This window comes from Streptomyces cyaneofuscatus (genome assembly GCF_033109485.1).
In the GTDB taxonomy this organism is placed as follows: domain Bacteria; phylum Actinomycetota; class Actinomycetes; order Streptomycetales; family Streptomycetaceae; genus Streptomyces; species Streptomyces cyaneofuscatus.
Genome location: NZ_CP137002.1, coordinates 6879753 through 6898143, shown reverse-complemented (window position 1 = coordinate 6898143; position 18391 = coordinate 6879753). Strand labels below are relative to the sequence as shown.

Below are 18391 nucleotides of genomic sequence, written 5' to 3'. Positions count from 1 at the left end.
TGACCAGCGTACCGGTGTTTCAGGGGCCCTTTTCCGGGGCCTTCAGGACTCGGGGCGGGCCATGGCCTTGACGAAGGCGCGCTCCACGTCGGCGGTGGAGAGGACGCCGTAGATCTCGCCGGTCTCCTCGATCACCAGGTACTCGGTGGCCGGGGTGGCCTTGAGCCGGTCCAGGAGGGCTTCGCCGGCGAGTTCGGCGGGGACCTTCATGCCGTCGGTGAGGTCCTGGGCGAGGCCGCTGACGGCGACCCAGGGGCGGCGGTGTTCGGGGACGCCGACGATGGCGGCCTCGCGGACGACGCCCTTGGGGTTGCCCTGTCCGTCGACGACGACCAGCGCGCGGGCGCCCGCCTCGTTGGCCCGGCGCAGCGCCTCGGAGAGGGGGGTGGCGGACTCGACGGGGACGGCGCGCCGGGTGAGGGTGCGGGCCCGCAGGTCGGGCAGGTGCTCGCGGAGCCGGGCCATGCGCAGGCTGTTCCCGGCGCCGGTCCAGATGATGCCGGCGAGGATCGCGGCGAGCAGGGCGTCCATGACGGTCTCCACACCGCCGATGTCCTCGTTGGCGGTGCCGAGCGCACCGGTGTGGGTGAGCAGCGGCAGGCCGATGAGGACGGTGACGGCGAGGCCCCGGCCGACCCAGGCGGCGGCGATGGTGCCGCTCATGGGCTTGCCGGTGATCTTCCACACGATGGCGCGGAGCATCCGGCCGCCGTCGAGGGGCAGGCCGGGCAGCAGGTTGAAGGCGGCCACGATGAGGTTGGAGATCATCAGGCCGGCGATCAGGACGCCGGGGACGGTGCCGGGCTCGACGAACCGCATCGCGCCGTAGAAGACACCGCCGAGGACGAGGGAGAGGAGGGGGCCGACGAAGGCGAGGATGAACTCGCGGCCGGGGGTCTCGGTCTCCTTCTCGATCTCGGAGACGCCGCCGAAGAACTGGAGCTGGATGCGGCGGACGGGGAGCTTGTAGCGCAGGGCGGCGACCGTGTGGGCCAGTTCGTGGACGAGTACGGAGGCGTAGAAGGCGATCGCGAAGAACAGGGCGACGAGATAGCGGGCGCCGCCGAGTTCGGGCAGCACCCGGTCGAGCTGGCCTCCGAAGACCCAGGTGATCAGCGCGGCGACGACGAACCAGCTGGGCGCCACGTACACGGGCACTCCGAAGGGACGGCCCATGAGCAGGCCGCCGCCCGGATCAGCGGGCCGTTTCGGCTTGCCGCTGCCGGGGGCGGCGGAGGGGTCCGTTCCCCCTGCGCCGGGCTGCGGCCGCCCGCTGTCGCCGCTCTCGTCCACGGGGTCCCTTCGGTTCGGTACGTGGCCTGCGCCACGATGATGCTGTCTGGGATGGTCTGCCGTCGATGGTATGCCGCCGGTTGTCAGTGGCGGGCCGTAGGGTCGTGAGACATGAGCACCGTGCCCCGGCCGCCGCAGCCGCCCACATCTCTGTCGCCGTCGCGGGCGAGCGATTTCATGCAGTGCCCTCTGCTCTACCGCTTCCGGGTCATCGACAAACTGCCGGAGAAGCCCAGCGAGGCTGCTACCCGGGGCACGCTGGTCCATGCGGTGCTGGAGCGGCTCTTCGACGCCCCGGCGGCGGACCGTACGGCACCCCGGGCGCGGGCGCTGATTCCCGGCCAGTGGGACCGGCTGCTGGAGACGAAGCCGGAGCTGGGCGAGCTGTTCGCCGACGACGCCGAGGGCGAGCGGCTGTCGCGCTGGCTGGGTGAGGCGGAGCGGCTGGTGGAGCGGTGGTTCTCGCTGGAGGACCCGACGCGTCTGGAGCCGGCCGAGCGGGAGCTCTTCGTCGAGACGGAGCTGGAGTCGGGGCTGCGGCTGCGCGGGGTGATCGACCGGATCGATGTGGCGCCGACCGGGGATGTGCGGATCGTCGACTACAAGACGGGGAAGGCGCCGCGGCCGGAGTACGCCGAGGGCCCGCTCTTCCAGATGAAGTTCTACGCGCTGGTGATCTGGCGGCTGAAGGGGATCGTGCCGCGCCGCCTCCAGCTGGTCTATCTGGGCAGCGGCGATGTGCTGACGTACGACCCGGTGGTGGCGGACCTGGAGCGGGTGGAGCGCAAGCTGCTCGCGCTCTGGGAGGCGATCGACCTGGCGACGCGGACCGGCGATTGGCGGCCGCGCCCGACGAAGCTGTGCGGCTGGTGCGATCACCAGGCGGTGTGTCCGGAATTCGGCGGGACTCCCCCGGTGTATCCGCTGTCGATCCGCCCGGCGGAGTCGGGCGAGGATGATCAAGGCAGAATGGGACCGGTCCGGGCCGAGGCCGGCCGACCCGTGGCTCTTGAGGGCCGTTAAGGAGTTCCCGTGGCGATCCGCGTCCTACTGGTCGACGACCAGCCTCTGCTGCGCACCGGTTTCCGGATGATCCTGGAGGCAGAGGGCGATCTGGCGGTGGTGGGTGAGGCCGGTGACGGTCTGCAGGCCATCGACCAGGTGCGGGCGCTTCAGCCCGATGTGGTGCTGATGGACATCCGGATGCCGCGGATGGACGGGGTGGAGGCCACCCGCCAGATCACCGGCCCCGGCAAGGACGGCCCGGCGAAGGTGCTGGTGCTGACCACGTTCGATCTCGACGAGTACGTGGTGGAGGCGCTGCGCGCCGGCGCGAGCGGCTTCCTGCTGAAGGACGCCCCGGCCAACGAGCTGGTCCAGGCGATCCGGGTGGTGGCGGCGGGTGAGGCGATGCTCGCCCCGAGCATCACGCGCCGGCTCCTCGACAAGTACGCGGACCACCTGCCCTCGGGCGAGGATCCGGTCCCGGACGCCCTGCACACGCTGACGGACCGGGAGGTGGAGGTCCTGAAGCTGGTGGCGCGGGGCCTGTCCAACGCGGAGATCGCGGCGGACCTGTTCGTCAGCGAGACGACGGTCAAGACGCATGTGGGCCATGTGCTGACGAAGCTGGGCCTGCGCGACCGGGTGCAGGCCGCGGTGTACGCGTACGAGAGCGGCCTGGTGCGTCCGGGAGCGCAGTAACAGCCGCCGCACAAAAGCCGTCCGGCCCGCACCGATCCTGCTGACAGGGGGTGCGGGCCGGACGGCTTTCGTGGTTCCGGGCGGTGCTCAGGCGTTGGTCTTGTTCAGTTCCCAGAGCTGGAGTTCCGAGGTGGCGCTGACGGACCGCTCGGCACCGGCGACCCCACTGCGGGAGGCCACGTACTGCTTGCCCTGCCAGATCGGCAGGACGGGGACGTCGGTGGCGACGATGTCCTGGAGCTTCTCGTACGTCGTGGCGGCGGCGCTGCGGTCGGCGGCGCGGCGCGACTTCGGGATGAGGACGTTCTGCGCTTCCTGCGACCGGTAGGGGGAGTTGAGGAAGTTGTTCTTGTCCAGGAACGGGGCGGTGTAGTTGTCCGGGTCCGGGAAGTCGGGGAACCAGCCCATGCCGTAGGCCGCGTAGTCGCCGCGCTTCTGCTCCGGGCGGTACTTCGACCACTCCTTGCCCTGGACGTCGACGTCGAAGAGGCCCGAGCCGTTCAGCTGCGCCTGGAGCGCCTTGAACTCCTTGGCGGTGGCGGAGCCGTAGTGGTCGTTGGTGTAGTGCAGGGTGAACTTGACCGGCGTCTTGACCCCGGCGTTCCTGAGGGTCTGCGCGGCCTTGGCGGTGCTGGGCTCGCCGTACTTGTTGAAGAAGGCGTTGGTGTGGCCGGTGATGCTGGAGGGGATCAGCGAGTAGAGCGGCTCGGCGGTCGTGCCGTAGACCTTGCCCGCGATCTCGCCCCGGTCGATGATCTGCGCCATGGCCTGCCGGACGGACTTGTTGACCACGGGGTCCTTGGTGTTGAACCCGAGGTAGCTGATGGCGAGGCCGGGCATCTCGGTGAGCTCGATGCCCTCCTTGGGCTTCACCAGCATGTCGCGGGCCTGCTCGGGCGACATGGCCCGGGTCATCATGTGGATCTTCTTCTCCTCCAGCGCCTTGCCCATGGCGTCGGCGTCGGGGAAGAGGTCCATCTCGACCTTGTCGTTGAGGACCTTCAGCTCGCCCTTGTAGGAGGGGTTCTTGGTGAAGGCGATCCGGGTGACCCGGCCGTCCTCGACCTGCGGCTTCATGGTGTACGGCCCCGAGCCGTCGACCTGGAAGCCGTCGCGCGCCTCCTTCGCCGGGTACTTCCCCTTGGGGACGATGCCGGCGGCGGGGGTGGCGAGCTTGTACGGGAAGGTCGCGTCGGGCGTGTTCAGGTGGAAGATCACCTGGTCGCTGCCCTTGGTCTCGATCGTGTCGATGTTGGCGAGGAGCCCGACCGGTCCGCTGTCGGAGTTGATGTCGATCACCCGCTGGATGGAGAACTTCACATCCTCGGCGGTGACGGGGGTGCCGTCGGCGAACTTGAGGCCCGCGCGCAGGGTGCAGCGGTAGCTCTCGTTCGCGTTGTCCGTGAAGGTGCAGCTCTGCGCGGCCTCGGGCACCGGCTCGCCGCCGCCGCCCGGCACGGTGGTCAGGGTCTGCACGGTCTGCCGCAGGACGTTCCAGACGCCTGCCTCGTACCCGATGGCCGGGTCGAGAGGAGCGGGGTTCTCCTCGGAGGCCACGAGCTGGTCCGTGGTGCCGACGACGATGGCGCCCTCGCCACCGGCGCCGCTGTCCGTGCTGCCGCAGGCGGCGAGCACGGGGGCGAGCAGGCCGACGACGGCCGGCAGCACCAGGGTCTTGCGGTTCATACGGACGTTCTCCCTCATCACGGTGGGTGAGGAATCAAAGTTAGTAGCCGCCGGTGACCGCCCCGACCGCGCTCGGAGCGGGCCGCCCTCCCCCGGCCTCCGAAGGGGGCGATATTTGATCACCATTCCGGACAGATCAACCGATCACGGCAGGCCAGGGAGGGCTTCCAGGTGAGGAAGCTCACCCTTCCCGCCTCTTCACACAGGGGGCCTGTGGCTGATTCACGTCCACGGAAAATTGCCGGAACGCACACGGATCCTTCAGCCCGTGGAGGTGATGAGCTTCCGCAGGAAGGCGAGGTCGACCTCTTCGAGGGAGCCGACGACGACCCGGCCGGAGGCGGGTGCGATGGGGGCCACGGAGGGTACGGCGACCACCCGGCACCCCGCCGCCTCGGCGGCGGCCACCCCGGTCGCGGTGTCCTCGATGACCGCGCAGCACCACGGGTCGGCGCCGAAGCCCGCGGCGGCGGTGAGGTAGGGCTCGGGGTGCGGCTTGGTGCGGGTGACCTCGTCACCGGCGACCGTGAGCGCGAAGTGGTGGTGGCCCACCGAGTCCAGCACCCGGTCGATGATCCGGCGGTGCGAGGCCGAGACGAGCGCGGTGGGGATCTGTGACGCGGCCAGCTCGGCCAGCAGTCTCCCGGCGCCGGGCATGAGCGGCACGCCGTGCCGGATGCGCTTCTCGAAGCGGTCGTTGAGCAGCACGGTCAGCTCGTCCAGAGCGATGTCGGCGCCGGTGACGTCGATCAGGTAGCCGGCGCTGCGGGTCATCGGCCCGCCGACGACGACGTCCCGCCAGGGCTCTTCCAGACGGTGTCCGAGGTCGGCGAAGACCTCCTTCTCGACGTCCCACCAGAAGCCCTCGGTATCGACCAGGGTTCCGTCCATGTCGAGAAGGACCGCCTGCAGGGCGGCGCCTTCGGCCGTGCGGGTCAGGGACGCGGGGACCGTACTCGTCATCCGGCACACCTTCCGTAAGGGACGAGAAGGCCGGCCGCCATTCCCCAAGGGGAGGGCGACCGGCCTGCACTGGACCGACCAGTGTACGACGTGTCGGGCCGCGGTGCGCGAACGACGCGGAGCCGCGGGGTGAAGGGGCGGCTACCGTGCGTTGAAGTACTTCGCCTCGGGGTGGTGGATGACGAGGGCGTCGGTGGACTGCTCCGGGTGGAGCTGGAACTCCTCGGAGAGCTCGACGCCGATCCGGCCCGGCTGGAGGAGGTCGGCGATCTTCGCGCGGTCCTCCAGGTCGGGGCAGGCCCCGTAACCGAGCGAGAACCGTGCGCCCCGGTACTTCAGCGCGAACATGTCCTCGACGTCGGCGGGGTCCTCCCCGGCGAAGCCCAGCTCGCTGCGGACCCGGGCGTGCCAGTACTCGGCGAGGGCCTCGGCGAGCTGGACGGAGAGGCCGTGCAGCTCCAGGTAGTCCCGGTAGGAGTTGGCGGCGAACAGCTCGGCGGTGGCCTCGCCGATCCGGGAGCCGACGGTGACGACCTGGAGGCCGATCACATCCGTCTCGCCGGACTCCTCGGGGCGGAAGAAGTCCGCGAGGCAGAGGCGGCGGCCGCGGCGCTGGCGCGGGAAGGTGAAGCGGGTGCGCTCGGAGCCGTCCTCGTGCAGGAGGATCAGGTCCTCGCCCTTGGAGACGCAGGGGAAGTAGCCGTAGACGACGGCGGCTTCCAGGAGGTTGTTGGACTGGAGATGGTCGAGCCAGCCGCGCAGGTGCGGGCGTCCCTCGGTCTCCACCAGCTCCTCGTACGTCGGTCCGTCACCGGTCCTGGCCTGCTTGAGGCCCCACTGGCCCTTGAACAGGGCGCCCTCGTCGAGCCAGGAGGCGTACTCCTTGAGCGGGATGCCCTTGATGACCCGGGTGCCCCAGAACGGCGGCTCGGGGACGGGGTTGGTGGTGGAGACGTCCGAGCGGACCGAGCCCTCGGGCTCCTCGACCTCCAGCACCGCCACGGCCTCCTTCTTCGGGACCCGGCGCTGCTTCAGCTCGGGCAGGGCCGCGCCCGGCACCCCACGCTTGACCCCGATGAGCGCGTCCATCAGGCGCAGGCCCTCGAAGGCGTCGCGGGCGTAGCGGACCTCGCCCTCGTAGATCTCGTGCAGGTCCTGCTCGACATAGGCCCGGGTCAGCGCGGCGCCCCCGAGGATGACCGGGAAGTCGGCGGCCATCTTGCGCTGGTTCAGCTCCTGGAGGTTCTCCTTCATGATCACGGTGGACTTCACCAGGAGGCCGGACATGCCGATGACGTCGGCGCGGTGCTCCTCCGCGGCTTCCAGGATCGCGGAGACGGGCTGCTTGATGCCGAGGTTGACGACGTTGTAGCCGTTGTTGGAGAGGATGATGTCGACGAGGTTCTTGCCGATGTCGTGGACGTCGCCGCGGACGGTGGCGAGCACGATGGTGCCCTTGCCCTCGTCGTCGGACTTCTCCATGTGCGGCTCAAGGTGGGCCACCGCGCTCTTCATGACCTCGGCGGACTGGAGGACGAACGGCAGCTGCATCTGGCCGGAGCCGAACAGCTCGCCGACGACCTTCATGCCTTCGAGCAGCGTGTTGTTGACGATGTCCAGGGCCGGGGTGTCCTGGAGCGCCTCGTCGAGGTCGGCCTCCAGGCCGTTCTTCTCGCCGTCGATGATGCGGCGCTGGAGCCGCTCGTCCAGCGGGAGGGCCATCAGCTCCTCGGCCTTGCCCGCCTTCATCGACTTCATGTTGACGCCCTCGAACAGCTCCATGAGCTTCTGGAGGGGGTCGTAGCCCTCGGCGCGGCGATCGTAGATCAGGTCGAGGGCGACCTTGACCTGCTCCTCCTCCAGCCGGGCGATGGGCAGGATCTTGGAGGCGTGGACGATCGCGGAGTCCAGTCCCGCCTTGACGCACTCGTCGAGGAAGACGGAGTTCAGCACGACGCGGGCGGCCGGGTTGAGGCCGAAGGAGATGTTGGAGAGGCCCAGCGTGGTCTGGACGTCCGGGTGGCGCTTCTTCAGCTCGCGGATCGCCCCGATGGTGGCGATGCCGTCGCCGCGGGACTCCTCCTGGCCGGTGCAGATGGTGAAGGTCAGGGTGTCGATGAGGATGTCGGACTCGCGGATACCCCAGTTGGTGGTGAGGTCCTCGATGAGCCGCTCGGCGATGGCGACCTTGTGCTCGATCGTCCGCGCCTGGCCCTCCTCGTCGATGGTCAGTGCGATCAGGGCGGCGCCGTGCTCGGCGGCCAGGGCGCTGACCTGCGCGAAACGGGACTCGGGGCCGTCGCCGTCCTCGTAGTTCACCGAGTTCAGCACGGCCCGGCCGCCGAGCTGCTCCAGGCCGGCGCGGAGCACGGGCAGCTCGGTGGAGTCCAGCACGATCGGCAGGGTGGAGGCGGTGGCGAAGCGGCCGGCCAGCTCGGTCATGTCGGCGACGCCGTCGCGGCCCACGTAGTCGACGCAGAGGTCGAGCATGTGCGCGCCCTCGCGGATCTGGTCCCGGGCCATCTCCACGCAGTCGTCCCAGCGGGCCTCCAGCATGGCCTCGCGGAACTTCTTGGAGCCGTTGGCGTTGGTGCGCTCCCCGATCGCCAGGTAGGCGGTGTCCTGGCGGAAGGGGATGTGCTGGTACAGCGAGGCGGCGCCGGGCTCGGGGCTGGGGTCGCGCTCGGGCGGCGTGAGCCCGCGGACCCGGTCCACGACGGCCTTCATGTGGGCCGGGGTCGTACCGCAGCAGCCGCCGACGAGGGAGAGGCCGTAGTCCCGGACGAACGTCTCCTGGGAGTCGGCGAGGCCGTCGGGGCCGAGCGGGAAGTGCGCGCCGTCCTTGGTGAGGACGGGCAGGCCGGCGTTGGGCATGCACATCAGGGGCGTACGGGAGTGGCGGGCGAGGTAGCGCAGGTGCTCGCTCATCTCGTCCGGGCCGGTGGAGCAGTTCAGACCGATGAAGTCGATGCCCAGCGGCTCCAGCGCGGTGAGGGCGGCGCCGATCTCGGAGCCGAGCAGCATGACGCCGGTCGTCTCGAAGGCGAGGGAGCAGACCAGCGGCACGTCGATGCCGAGGGCCTCCATGGCCCGGCGCGCGCCGATGATGCTGGACTTGGTCTGCAGCAGGTCCTGGGTGGTCTCGACGATCAGGGCGTCGGAGCCGCCCGCGAGGAGGCCCTCGGCGTTCTTCTGGTAGCCGTCGCGCAGGACGTCGTACGTGATGTGGCCGAGCGAGGGCAGCTTGGTGCCGGGGCCGATGGAGCCGAGGACCCAGCGCTGGCGGCCGTCCTTCTCCGCGAACTCGTCGGCGACCTCGCGGGCGATCCGGGCGCCGGACTCGGAGAGCTCGAAGATCCGGTCGGCGATCTCGTACTCGTTGGCGGCGGAGTGGTTCGCTCCGAAGGTGTTGGTCTCGACGCAGTCGACGCCGACCGCGAAGTACTCCTCGTGGACGGAGCGCACGATGTCGGGGCGGGTGATGTTGAGGATCTCGTTGCAGCCTTCGAGGTTCTCGAAGTCCTCAAGGGTCGGGTCCTGCGCCTGGAGCATGGTGCCCATCGCTCCGTCGGCCACCACCACCCGGGTGGCGAGCGCCTCGCGCAGGGCTGCTGCGCGGGTCCGGCTGTCGGGGGCGGGTGTAGGCAACGAGGCCATGGATGATCTCCCAGGGATGCGACGGCTGTCGGCTTTGCGTCCTTCTTGGGGAAGGCGCACCCCGTCAGCGTAGCCGGACACCTCGACGCGTGGTCGGTGCGTCCATGAGACGGACTGCATGCTGTGCGGGTGCGGGCGCGGCGGGCCGTCAGGAGGAGACTTTCCCCCGGAATCCGGCGCAGGTCGGCATCGACCGATAGTGTTCAGCATTGTCGAACCGAGGTGGAGGAGTACGGCGCGATGGCCAAGAACATCCAGTCGCTGGAGCGGGCGGCCGCGATGCTGCGCCTGCTGGCGGGCGGCGAGCGGCGGCTCGGGCTGTCCGACATCGCCTCCTCCCTGGGGCTGGCCAAGGGCACCGCCCACGGAATCCTCCGCACCCTCCAGCTGGAGGGGTTCGTCGAGCAGGACGCCGCCTCGGGGCGCTACCAGCTCGGCGCCGAGCTGCTGCGGCTCGGCAACAGCTATCTCGACGTCCACGAGCTGCGGGCCCGCGCCCTGGTCTGGACGGACGACCTGGCCCGCTCCAGCGGCGAGAGCGTCCACCTCGGCGTGCTCCACCAGCACGGCGTCCTCATCGTCCACCACGTCTTCCGGCCCGACGACAGCCGCCAGGTGCTGGAGGTCGGGGCGATGCAGCCGCTGCACTCCACGGCGCTCGGCAAGGTGCTGTCCGCGTACGACCCGGTGGCGCACAGCGAGGTCATGGAGGCGGAGCGCCGTTCCTTCACCGCGCGTACGGTGACGGCCGCCGACGAGTTCGAGGCGATGCTGGACCTGATCCGCGCTCAGGGGTGGGCCGCCGACGCCGAGGAGACCTGGGAGGGCGTGGCCGCCGTGTCCGCGCCGGTCCACGACCGGCGCCGGATGCCGGTGGGCGCGGTGGCGGTGACGGGCGCGGTGGAGCGGGTGGCGCCGGGCGGCGTGCTGCGGCCCGAGCTGATCGCTGCCGTACGGGACTGTGCGCGGGCGGTCTCCCGAGACCTGGGCGCCGGGCGCTTCTGAGAACCGGGGCGACCATCCCCGTAACACCTGGCGCACCTACACATCCGAGCGCCCGGGTGCGCCCGCGCGCGTCCGGGCGCATCGTGGGGTAACGATCGCGTCGCGCACCGAGTCCTCGGCCACAGAACCCTTGACGCTTCCTTCACTCGGGGGAAACACTGCCGTTCAACGGTCGGCATTGTCGAACGCCTAACGGCAATACGCGTTAGGGTGTGACAGTGCCAAGGGCCGGTCAAGCCCTTACAGGTGGGTCGCCCACGATTTGTGGATACCCCGCCTGGGGCGTGAAGCACCGAGGGACCGGTGTTCCGCTCCCCCCTGGACGAAGGACAAAGGAGTCGCGGGTGTCCAGCTCCGACATTTTCATCGGCGAGACCATCGGTACCGCCGTACTCATCCTGCTCGGCGGCGGTGTCTGTGCCGCCGTCACGCTGAAGCGCTCGAAGGCCCAGAACGCGGGCTGGCTGGCCATCACCTTCGGGTGGGGTTTCGCCGTGCTGACCGGTGCCTACCTGGCCGGCGGCGTCTCGGGCGCCCACCTCAACCCCGCGGTCACCCTCGGCCTCGCCATTCAGGGCGGCACCGCGTGGGGCGACGTGCCCCTCTACCTCGGGTCGCAGCTGCTCGGCGCGATGATCGGCGCCGTACTGGTCTACGCGGTGTACTACGGGCAGTTCCACGCCCACCTCACCGACCCGGAGATCATCAAGGCGCAGCCCACCGACGAGGCGATGGTCGACCAGACCTCCGCCCCGAAGGCAGGACCGGTGCTCGGGATCTTCTCCACCGGCCCCGAGATCCGCAACGGCGTGCAGAACATTGTCACCGAGGTCATCGCCACGCTCGTGCTGGTCCTGGCGATCCTGACCCAGGGCCTCAACGACGAGGGCAACGGCCTCGGCACGCTCGGCGCCCTGGTCACGGCCCTGGTCGTGGTCGGCATCGGCCTCTCGCTCGGCGGGCCCACGGGGTACGCCATCAACCCGGTCCGTGACCTCGGGCCGCGCATCGTGCACGCGGCGCTGCCGCTGCCGAACAAGGGTGGTTCCGACTGGGGCTACGCGTGGGTACCCATCGTGGGTCCGCTCATCGGCGGCGCGCTCGCCGGTGGGCTCTACAACCTCGCCTTCGCCTGACCCACGCGGGTATCAGCGCCGTAACCCTTTCCTTTCACAGACTTCCGGGAGCACACCGTGACCGACGCACACACCACCGGCACCCACGGCACCGGCCCGTTCATCGCGGCCATCGACCAGGGCACCACCTCCAGCCGCTGCATCGTCTTCGACAAGGACGGCCGGATCGTCTCGGTCGACCAGAAGGAGCACGAGCAGATCTTCCCGAAGCCGGGTTGGGTCGAGCACGACGCGACCGAGATCTGGGAGAACGTGCAGGAGGTCGTCGCCGGGGCCATCGTCAAGGCCGGCATCACCTCCGCAGACGTCAAGGCGATCGGTATCACCAACCAGCGCGAGACCACGCTCCTGTGGGACAAGAACACCGGTGAGCCGGTGCACAACGCGCTGGTCTGGCAGGACACCCGTACCGACGCGCTCTGCAAGGAGCTCGGCCGCAACGTGGGCCAGGACCGCTTCCGCCGCGAGACCGGGCTGCCGCTCGCCTCGTACTTCGCCGGGCCCAAGGTCCGCTGGCTGCTCGACAACGTCGAGGGGCTGCGCGAGCGCGCCGAGGCCGGCGACATCCTCTTCGGCACCATGGACTCCTGGGTCATCTGGAACCTGACCGGCGGCACCGACGGCGGCGTCCACGTCACCGACGTCACCAACGCCTCGCGCACCCTCCTGATGAACCTGCACAAGATGGAGTGGGACGAGAAGATCCTCTCCTCCATCGGCATCCCCGCCGCGGTCCTCCCCGAGATCCGCTCCTCCGCCGAGGTGTACGGCAACGCCAAGGGCGGCATCCTCGACGGCGTGCCCGTCGCCTCCGCGCTGGGTGACCAGCAGGCGGCCCTGTTCGGCCAGACCTGTTTCGCCGAGGGCGAGGCCAAGTCCACGTACGGCACCGGCACCTTCATGCTGATGAACACCGGTGGCACCCCGGTGAACTCGTACAACGGGCTGCTCACCACCGTCGGCTACCAGATCGGCGACAAGCCCCCGGTGTACGCCCTGGAGGGCTCCATCGCGGTCACCGGTTCGCTGGTGCAGTGGATGCGCGACCAGATGGGCCTGATCAAGTCGGCCGCCGAGATCGAGACGCTGGCCTCCTCGGTCGAGGACAACGGCGGCGCCTACTTCGTGCCCGCCTTCTCCGGCCTGTTCGCCCCCTACTGGCGTCCCGACGCCCGGGGTGTGATCACCGGTCTCACCCGTTACGTCACCAAGGCGCACATCGCCCGTGCCGTCCTGGAGGCCACCGCCTGGCAGACCCGCGAGATCAGCGACGCCATGACGAAGGACTCCGGCGTCGAGCTGACCGCGCTCAAGGTCGACGGCGGCATGACGTCCAACAACCTGCTGATGCAGACCCTCGCCGACTTCCTGGACGCACCCGTGGTGCGCCCCATGGTCGCCGAGACCACCTGCCTCGGCGCCGCCTACGCCGCCGGCCTGGCCGTCGGCTTCTGGCCGGACACCGACGCCCTGCGCGCCAACTGGCGCCGGGCCGCCGAGTGGACCCCCCGCATGGACGCGGACACCCGTGCCCGCGAGTACAAGAGCTGGCTCAAGGCCGTCGAACGGACCATGGGCTGGGTCGAGGACGAAGAAAGCTGACGAGGAGCATTCGAAATGACCACCCTGCAGAGCGTTCCCGCCCTCGGAACGCACCCGGCCTCCGGCTCCCTGCCGAGCCGCGCCGAAACCCGGGAGCAGCTGTCCCGGGCGACGTACGACCTCCTGGTCATCGGCGGCGGCATCCTGGGCATCTCCACCGCCTGGCATGCCGCGCAGTCCGGGCTGCGGGTGGCTCTGGTGGACGCCGGTGACTTCGCCGGCGCCACCTCCTCCGCCTCCTCCAAGCTGCTCCACGGCGGTCTGCGCTACCTCCAGACCGGTGCGGTCAAGCTGGTCGCGGAGAACCACTTCGAGCGCCGCGCGGTCTCCCGCGAGGTGGCCCCGCACCTGGCCAACCCGCTCACCTTCTACCTGCCCGTCTACAAGGGCGGCCCGCACGGCGCGGCCAAGCTCGGCGCGGGGGTCTTCGCCTACTCCGCGCTCTCCGCGTTCGGCGACGGCGTCGGCCACGTCATATCCCCGGCCAAGGCGTCGCGCGACGTCCCCGAGCTGCGCACCGACAACCTCAAGGCCGTCGCGGTCTACGGCGACGACCAGATGAACGACGCCCGCATGGCGCTGATGACGGTCCGCGCGGCCGTCGACGCGGGCGCCGTCGTCCTCAACCACGCGGCCGTCACGGGCCTGCGCTTCACCCGGGGCCGCGTCACGGGCGCCGAGCTGAAGGACAGCGTGGACGGTACGGAGTTCGGCGTCACCGCCCGTCTCGTGCTGAACGCGACCGGCCCCTGGGTCGACCACCTGCGGAAGATGGAGGACCCGAACGCGGCGCCCTCCATCCGCCTCTCCAAGGGCGCCCACCTGGTCCTCAAGCGGACCCGTCCGTGGCGGGCGGCGCTGGCCACCCCGATCGACAAGTACCGGATCACGTTCGCGCTGCCGTGGGAGGACATGCTGCTCCTCGGCACGACGGACGAGGAGTACGAGGGCGACCCGGCGGACGTCTCGGTGACCGAGGCCGACACCGCGCAGATCCTCGACGAGGCGGCGTTCTCGATCAAGGACCAGCAGCTCTCGCGCGACCTGATCACCTACTCCTTCGCCGGTCTGCGGGTGCTGCCCGGCGGTCCCGGCGACACCTCCAAGGCCAAGCGCGAGACGGTCGTCACGGAGGGCCGCGGCGGCATGCTGTCGGTCGCGGGCGGCAAGTGGACGACGTTCCGCCACATCGGCCGTACGGTGATGAACAAGCTGGCCGCCCTGCCCGGGCACCCGCTGGCCGAGGACATGGAGCCGATGAACCGGCTGCCGAAGAAGCTGCCGCTGCCCGGGATCGCCAACCCGAACGCGGTCGCCCACCGGCTGCTCGTCGACGGCCCCGCCCCCGGCCCGCGCATGGCGCCGGACACCGCCCGGCACCTGGCCACGCACTACGGCTCGCTCGCCTTCGACATCGCGCGGCTGGCCAACGAGAGCCCGGAGCTGGCCGAGCGCGTCCACCCGGACGCCCCGGAGATCTGGGCGCAGGTCGCCTACGCCCGCGACCACGAGTGGGCCGAGACGGCGGACGACGTGCTGCGCCGCCGGACCACGCTGACGATCCGCGGCCTGGCGACGGACGACGTCCGCGACGGCGTCGAGAAGCTGCTGGCCGACCGCGACTGACCCACCAAGGGCCCACCGAGGGCCCACGATCCGCCGAGGGCGGCTTCCCACGCACGGGGGGGGCCGCCCTCTCCACGCGCCACACTCCCGCCATACGCGCGCAATGTGCCGCGAGGAGAGTGGAGGTCATGAGATTCTCGGTGCTTTCCCTGATCGGCCATGACCCACACCCGCTCACCGGTGAACTCCCCTCCCCCGCCGACCGGTTCGAGGAAGTGATCGCCACCGCGGCGGTGGCGGAGGAGCTCGGCTTCGACTCCTACTCGGTCGGCGAGCGGCACGCCGGGGCCTTCCTCTCCTCCAGCCCGAGCGTGGTGCTCGGCGCGATCGCGGCCCGTACGAGGACGATCCGGCTGCTCACCGGCGTGACCGTCGTCGCGATCCTGGACCCGGTCCGGGTGGCGGAGGACTTCGCGACGCTCGACCAGATATCCCGGGGCCGTATCGAGCTGGTGGTCGGCAAGGGCGCCGAGGCGGGCCACTTCGACCTCTTCGGGCTCGACGAGGAGCGGCAGTGGGACCTCCAGAAGGAGAAGTACGAGCTGCTGCGCCGCCTCTGGACCGAGGAGGGCGTCGACTGGGAGGGCGAGTTCCGCCCGCCGCTGAAGAACGTGACGACGGTGCCCCGTCCGTACGGCGGTCTCCCCCGCATCTGGCACGGCTCGGCGACCAGCCTCAACTCCCCGGAGCTGGCAGCGAAACACGGCGACCCGCTCTTCACGGCCAACGCCATCCAGCCGCGCGAGGCGTACGCGAAGCTCATCGCGCACTACCGGGAGCGGTTCGAGGCGTACGGGCACGATCCGGCGGACGCACGGGTGGCGGCGGGCTCCGGCGGGCTGCTCATCGCGGACAGCTCGCAGGCGGCGGTCGAGCAGTACAAGGAGCTGTACGAGGCGCGGGTGCGGCAGACCTTCAAGCCGCACCTGGCGGGCAAGGCCGGCTACAACACCCCGTTCCGGACCATCGAGGACGCGATCGCGGGCGGCCCCCAACTCATCGGCTCCCCCCAGCAGATCATCGACAAGATCCTCGGCTGGCACACGGTCTACCGCCACGACCTCCAGTCGATCACCGTGGACGGCTTCGGGCTGAGCCGGCCGGAGCAGCTGGAGACGCTCCAGCGGTTCGCGGAGGAGATCGCCCCGGTGGTGCGGCGGGAGGCACCTTCCACACTCTGGCAGTGAGGGCGCAAACGGGCTGATGCACTGATCGGGCCGCTGATCCACTCCTGCTGGCAAGGTTCACCCGGCCGTGCAAACGGGCTGCGGCCCAGGGGCCCCGAAGCCGTAAGGTTGCTCCGTACGTATGGAGACTTCGGAAGGAGGCCCGGGTGATCGAGCTCGAGTCGGTGCCCGAGCTGATCGACCCGGTCATGGTGGCCGCGTTCGAAGGCTGGAACGACGCCGGTGACGCCGCCTCCACAGCGGTGAGCCACCTGGACCGGGAGTGGAAGGGCGAGGTGTTCGCGGCGCTGGACGCCGAGGATTACTACGACTTCCAGGTCAACCGGCCCACGGTGTGGCTGGAGAACGGGGTACGGAAGGTCACCTGGCCCACGACCCGTCTGTCGGTGGTGCGCGTCGGCGGGGAGAAGCCGCGGGACCTCGTCCTGGTGCGCGGGATCGAACCGTCGATGCGCTGGCGCTCGTTCTGCAACGAGATCCTCGGCTTCGCCCATGAGCTGGGTGTCGAAATGGTCGTCATCCTGGGCGCGTTGCTCGGTGACACCCCGCACACCCGGCCGGTGCCGGTGAGCGGGGTCACCTCCGACGCGGACCTGGCGCGGACCATGGACCTGGAGGAGACCCGGTACGAGGGCCCGACGGGCATCGTCGGCATCCTCCAGGAGGCGTGCACCCATGCCGGGGTGCCGGCGGTGAGCCTGTGGGCGGCGGTGCCGCACTACGTGTCGCAGCCGCCGAACCCGAAGGCGACGCTGGCCCTGCTGAACCGTCTTGAGGACCTGATCGGGCTGCGCATCCCGCTGGGCGAGCTGCCGGAGGACGCGCGGGCCTGGCAGGTCGGGGTGGACCAGCTGGCGGCGGAGGACAGCGAGGTCGCGGAGTACGTCCAGACGCTGGAGGAGGCGCGGGACACCGCGGAGCTGCCCGAGGCGTCCGGCGAGGCCATCGCCCGGGAGTTCGAGCGGTATCTGCGGCGCCGGGACGGCGGCCCGGGGCCCGGCGGCCATGCGACGGAGAGCGGTGACTCGGCGGCGTATCTACGGGACCCCTCCAGCGGCCGCACCCGGCCGCCGAAGCCGCCGCGCCCCGAGGCGGGGCCCACGAGAAAGCCCGAGGACAAGGGCGACAAGGGGCCTGACGAGGCGTCCGGAGAGAGTCCCGACGAGGAGTGACCACGAGAACCGGCCCCGGACTTCACGGAGAAGTCCGGGGCCGGTCGCGTGGTGCGGTCCGCCGCTCCTCTAGAGCGCGACGCCGAGCAGCGCGTCGACGGTACGGGACACGAGGCCGGGTGCCCCCTCGTCCGTACCGCCCTCCGCGCTCTGGAGCTCGGCCCAGCGGTCCACGGCGGCCAGCGCCGCGGGGGTGTCCAGGTCGTCGGAGAGGGCCTCGCGGACCTCCTCGACCAGTGCGTCGGCCGGCCGGCCGTCGGGGCGGGAGACCGCGGCGCGCCAGCGGGCGAGGCGCTCGACGGCGTCGGCGAGAACCTGGTCGGTCCACTCCCAATCGGCGCGGTAGTGGTGCGAGAGCAGGGCGAGCCGGAGCGCCGCCGGGTCCACGCCCTCGCGGCGCAGGGTGGAGACGAAGACGAGGTTGCCCTTGGACTTGGACATCTTCTCGCCGTCGAGACCGACCATGCCGGCGTGGACGTACGCCTTGGCGAACGGGTGCTCGCCGGTCAGCGCCTGGGCGTGCGAGGCGCCCATCTCGTGGTGCGGGAAGACAAGGTCGGAGCCGCCGCCCTGGACGTCGAAGCCCATGCCGAGGTGGTCCAGCGCGATGGCCACACACTCGATGTGCCAGCCCGGGCGGCCCTCGCCCAGGGAGGCCCCGTCCCAGCTCGGCTCGCCCGGGCGGGCGGCCGTCCAGAGCATCGGGTCGAGGGGGTTCTTCTTGCCGGGGCGCTCGGGGTCGCCGCCGCGCTCGGCGGAGAGCAGGCGCATCGCCGCCGCGTCGAGCCCGGAGACCTCGCCGAAGTGCGGGTCGGCGTCGACGGAGAAGTAGACGTCGCCTTCGAGGTCGTAGGCGGCGCCCGCCTCCCGCAGCCGCTCGACGAGCGGCACGATGCCCGGTATGGCCTCGACCGCTCCGATGTAGTGCTGCGGGGGCAGCATCCGCAGGGCGGTCATGTCCTCGCGGAAGAGTGCCGTCTCGCGCTCCGCGAGCTCGGTCCAGTCCTGACCGTCGCGTGCGGCCCGCTCCAGGAGTGGGTCGTCCACGTCGGTCACGTTCTGGACGTAGTGAACCTGCCGCTTGGTGTCGAGCCACACGCGCTGAACGAGGTCGAACGCGTTGTAGGTCGCCGCATGACCCATGTGGGTCGCGTCGTACGGCGTGATGCCGCAGACGTAGATGCGGGCGACGGGACCGGGGTCAAGGGTGATCCGTCCGCCGGTCGCGGTGTCGTGGATCCGAAGGTCGCGGCCCTTGCCAGGCAGGGCGGGGACCTCAGAAGCGGGCCAGGCATGCATGTCATGAGCGTAACCGGACGATGCTTCCGGATACGAACCGGATCCGTATTCCTGTCCGAAG

Annotated in this window: 13 protein-coding genes; 8 read left to right on the top strand and 5 right to left on the bottom strand. The window is 70.5% G+C overall.

The window, feature by feature from the left end; translation table 11 throughout:
- Positions 1 to 42: 42 nt before the first annotated feature.
- Entirely contained in the window at positions 43 to 1293 is a 1251-nt protein-coding gene (locus tag R2B67_RS30415; protein WP_317822479.1) for a site-2 protease family protein, read from the bottom strand.
- A gap of 177 nt (positions 1294 to 1470) precedes the next feature.
- On the opposite strand from R2B67_RS30415, the gene R2B67_RS30410 reads away from it, so the two are divergent.
- Complete coding sequence (locus tag R2B67_RS30410) at positions 1471 to 2316, top strand: RecB family exonuclease (RefSeq protein WP_317824993.1); 846 nt, start codon at positions 1471 to 1473, stop codon at positions 2314 to 2316.
- A gap of 9 nt (positions 2317 to 2325) precedes the next feature.
- Positions 2326 to 2997, top strand: a complete 672-nt coding sequence (locus R2B67_RS30405; protein ID WP_030570198.1) for a response regulator — start codon at positions 2326 to 2328, stop codon at positions 2995 to 2997.
- Between the two features lie 87 nt (positions 2998 to 3084).
- Here R2B67_RS30405 and R2B67_RS30400 read toward each other — a convergent pair whose 3' ends face one another.
- The 3 genes from R2B67_RS30400 to metH form a co-directional block, all read right to left on the bottom strand.
- The gene (locus R2B67_RS30400; protein ID WP_317822475.1) at positions 3085 to 4683 is read right to left on the bottom strand and encodes an ABC transporter substrate-binding protein; all 1599 of its coding nucleotides are present in this window, start codon (positions 4681 to 4683) and stop codon (positions 3085 to 3087) included.
- A 261-nt stretch (positions 4684 to 4944) separates the two neighbouring features.
- Positions 4945 to 5646 (bottom strand): HAD family hydrolase, encoded by a 702-nt coding sequence (locus R2B67_RS30395; RefSeq protein WP_317822473.1) that lies wholly within the window; start codon positions 5644 to 5646, stop codon positions 4945 to 4947.
- Positions 5647 to 5787: 141 nt separating this feature from the next.
- Complete coding sequence (gene metH / locus R2B67_RS30390) at positions 5788 to 9303, bottom strand: methionine synthase (RefSeq protein WP_317822472.1); 3516 nt, start codon at positions 9301 to 9303, stop codon at positions 5788 to 5790.
- Positions 9304 to 9543: 240 nt separating this feature from the next.
- On the opposite strand from metH, the gene R2B67_RS30385 reads away from it, so the two are divergent.
- The 6 genes from R2B67_RS30385 to R2B67_RS30360 all read left to right on the top strand — a co-directional run bounded on the left by R2B67_RS30385 (position 9544) and on the right by R2B67_RS30360 (position 17031).
- Positions 9544 to 10308 (top strand): IclR family transcriptional regulator, encoded by a 765-nt coding sequence (locus R2B67_RS30385; RefSeq protein WP_043186377.1) that lies wholly within the window; start codon positions 9544 to 9546, stop codon positions 10306 to 10308.
- Between the two features lie 344 nt (positions 10309 to 10652).
- Entirely contained in the window at positions 10653 to 11444 is a 792-nt protein-coding gene (locus tag R2B67_RS30380) for an MIP/aquaporin family protein (RefSeq protein WP_109977066.1), read from the top strand.
- 57 nt (positions 11445 to 11501) lie between these two features.
- The gene (gene glpK, locus R2B67_RS30375; protein WP_317822470.1) at positions 11502 to 13046 is read left to right on the top strand and encodes a glycerol kinase GlpK; all 1545 of its coding nucleotides are present in this window, start codon (positions 11502 to 11504) and stop codon (positions 13044 to 13046) included.
- A 15-nt stretch (positions 13047 to 13061) separates the two neighbouring features.
- Positions 13062 to 14672 (top strand): glycerol-3-phosphate dehydrogenase/oxidase, encoded by a 1611-nt coding sequence (locus R2B67_RS30370; protein ID WP_018515369.1) that lies wholly within the window; start codon positions 13062 to 13064, stop codon positions 14670 to 14672.
- 128 nt (positions 14673 to 14800) lie between these two features.
- Positions 14801 to 15859, top strand: coding sequence for an LLM class flavin-dependent oxidoreductase (locus tag R2B67_RS30365; RefSeq protein ID WP_317822469.1), 1059 nt, complete (start codon positions 14801 to 14803; stop codon positions 15857 to 15859).
- A 146-nt stretch (positions 15860 to 16005) separates the two neighbouring features.
- Positions 16006 to 17031, top strand: a complete 1026-nt coding sequence (locus R2B67_RS30360) for a PAC2 family protein (protein WP_109977069.1) — start codon at positions 16006 to 16008, stop codon at positions 17029 to 17031.
- Between the two features lie 69 nt (positions 17032 to 17100).
- Here the strand turns inward: R2B67_RS30360 and mshC are convergent, their stop codons facing one another.
- On the bottom strand, positions 17101 to 18330 hold the full coding sequence (mshC, locus tag R2B67_RS30355) for a cysteine--1-D-myo-inosityl 2-amino-2-deoxy-alpha-D-glucopyranoside ligase (RefSeq protein ID WP_237325038.1): 1230 nt from the start codon (positions 18328 to 18330) through the stop codon (positions 17101 to 17103).
- Positions 18331 to 18391: the final 61 nt, after the last annotated feature.